Consider the following 1,855-nt stretch of genomic DNA (forward strand, 5'->3'; position numbering starts at 1 on the left):
TACTGCTATGTCCAAAAAACGTAGCAACTCACGCGCTTCCGCCCCGTTCTCGTACTGACTATAAACATGGAACGTGATAGCAATAATCTCACGCATTCCAGGGGAACGTTCGCTTTCAGTCACGTTAGTTTCACCCACAATGATATATGGGTAATTCACGTCTTTTTGAACGCAATCAAAAACCCTAGCGCCGACTAATTTATCAGTGATAGGGTCATCAATTAAATTATTCATGATTTGGTTGAATAGTAGCGATTCAGCGGATACCCACATATCAACACTCCTAACTGAAATATTGTTCAAACACCTTTCTACCTTCGTCAATGGCAGGATTCCAAAACGGTTGTGCTACTTGTCCGTAGGTTGTGTACCATTCGCCATCGTCACCTTTATAGGACCATGGTATTTTATGTGCACGACTACCGCCTGGTCCTGTTGCATAGATACCTGTACCGTATTCAACGTATATCGCGTATTCTGCTCCAACGCTTATCACGCTAGAAAAACCACCGTCAGTCACTTTGTAATCGATACTTTCTTTCAAATATCCTAAGTCGACGGGTGCTAGGGAGACAGCTGTATTGTAAATGGCTAATGTCGTTTTTAAAATACCTTTTTTAACCCATTGTTCCATTTCTTTTCGATAATCATCTAACTCAGCAACTAAGTCCCAACTGCCATATTTAACTTTTGCCATTTGGAATCTCCTGCAATCGCGTTAAATTGACCTCACGCATTCCACCTTGGTCAACTGGGTAGCCGACAACTTGATATAGCCTATTCTCGTATTTAAACACGTTATTTGCGTTTATTTCGACGTTGTATGGCGTGTAAAGGTTGCGGTCGAATGTTTTGTTCATCTGGTGGAAGTTGAGCGTTTCAGACGTTGTAGGCGTGTCTATAAAGCCGAATATTTCACGTTCTCGAACATACTCGCGCTTTTGATTAGGATATCTACAAACTAATGCCATACGACCGACTTCGATTTTATGAGGATACTCATTCATTGGATCGAACACGTTACCACCTCAATTGTCGTAACGGTCGCAAATGACGATACGTTGATTTGGGTAAATCCGTGACAAATGAATAAGAGACCGTACCCATCGAGCGACTTGAAATATTGCCTGATGTACCATATTTGATACTTTCAGCAATAAACTTTCTAACACCAAAAGGGTACGGCTCTACAAATACCTTATTGCAATATTCTTCCGCTATCCCTTTATAAAACAGTATTAAGGATTGCAATAATTCATCATTACTATCATCACCGATAGGCGTTCGGTTAAGTTGTTTGACTTCTAAAGGTAACATTAAGTAGCACCCTCAATCGCCTTAATCAGGTCAGCCTTTTTCATTGATGAATCAACTTCAACGTTGTATCGGTCTGCGATATCTTTTAATTCGGCCACTTTGTAAGCATTCAAATCAATCTTTACGATAGCAACAATATTACGACGGTTGTTATCTGTCTCTAATTCTTTAATGCGTGCTTCTGACGGCTTGTAATCTGGTCGGGGGTATAATACCCCCACCTCATACAAATAGTTGTCATCTTGACCGTCTTTGAAGCGCTCAATAACTTTATATAACTTCATTTATATCACCCTTTCATTAAAGGACTTCATCTTCGCTATCGCTAGAAACAACTTGACCTTTAGTGATTTTTACCGCTTTAGATTCGTCGTAAAGGTAAGCTACGTAGTGTTTGTCACTGTATAACGCTGTTGTTTTTGTAGACGGGTCGCGGTCTGTTTCTAAGAAGAACTCACGTTTTGTGATTAACTTAACCGCACCTTTTTTAGCCAAGATGGATGTACCTTGTTCAAGTTTGTTTGAACGTACGATAACA

Annotated in this window: 5 protein-coding genes and 1 pseudogene; all 6 read right to left on the minus strand. The window is 40.2% G+C overall.

What is annotated here, in order from left to right; genetic code table 11:
• Positions 1–273, minus strand: a 273-nt coding sequence (gene gp17, locus CD138_RS13080; RefSeq protein WP_142380765.1) for a tail completion protein gp17, incomplete at its 3' end; no start/stop codon positions are given.
• A 10-nt stretch (positions 274–283) separates the two neighbouring features.
• On the minus strand, positions 284–697 hold the full coding sequence (locus CD138_RS13085) for an HK97-gp10 family putative phage morphogenesis protein (protein ID WP_019169692.1): 414 nt from the start codon (positions 695–697) through the stop codon (positions 284–286).
• Entirely contained in the window at positions 684–1,019 is a 336-nt protein-coding gene (locus tag CD138_RS13090) for a phage head closure protein (protein WP_019169693.1), read from the minus strand. Before CD138_RS13090 ends, CD138_RS13085 begins: the two co-directional genes overlap by 14 nt.
• Before the next feature lies 1 nt (position 1,020).
• The gene (locus CD138_RS13095; RefSeq protein WP_019169694.1) at positions 1,021–1,317 is read right to left on the minus strand and encodes a phage head-tail connector protein; all 297 of its coding nucleotides are present in this window, start codon (positions 1,315–1,317) and stop codon (positions 1,021–1,023) included.
• Positions 1,317–1,601, minus strand: a complete 285-nt coding sequence (locus CD138_RS13100; protein ID WP_096559843.1) for a Rho termination factor N-terminal domain-containing protein — start codon at positions 1,599–1,601, stop codon at positions 1,317–1,319. The genes CD138_RS13095 and CD138_RS13100 overlap by 1 nt, the downstream gene beginning before the upstream one ends.
• 16 nt (positions 1,602–1,617) lie before the next feature.
• Positions 1,618–1,855: pseudogene (locus CD138_RS13105) on the minus strand (hypothetical protein); the annotation flags it as partial.

The organism is Staphylococcus intermedius NCTC 11048 (genome assembly GCF_002902385.1).
GTDB classification, from domain to species: Bacteria; Bacillota; Bacilli; order Staphylococcales; family Staphylococcaceae; genus Staphylococcus; species Staphylococcus intermedius.

Coding starts and splice junctions, on each gene's coding strand:
- CD138_RS13085 (WP_019169692.1), bottom strand. CDS start 697: ATGGCAAAAGTTAAATATGGCAGTTGGGACTTAGTTGCTGAGTTAGAT.
- CD138_RS13095 (WP_019169694.1), bottom strand. CDS start 1,317: ATGTTACCTTTAGAAGTCAAACAACTTAACCGAACGCCTATCGGTGAT.
- CD138_RS13100 (WP_096559843.1), bottom strand. CDS start 1,601: ATGAAGTTATATAAAGTTATTGAGCGCTTCAAAGACGGTCAAGATGAC.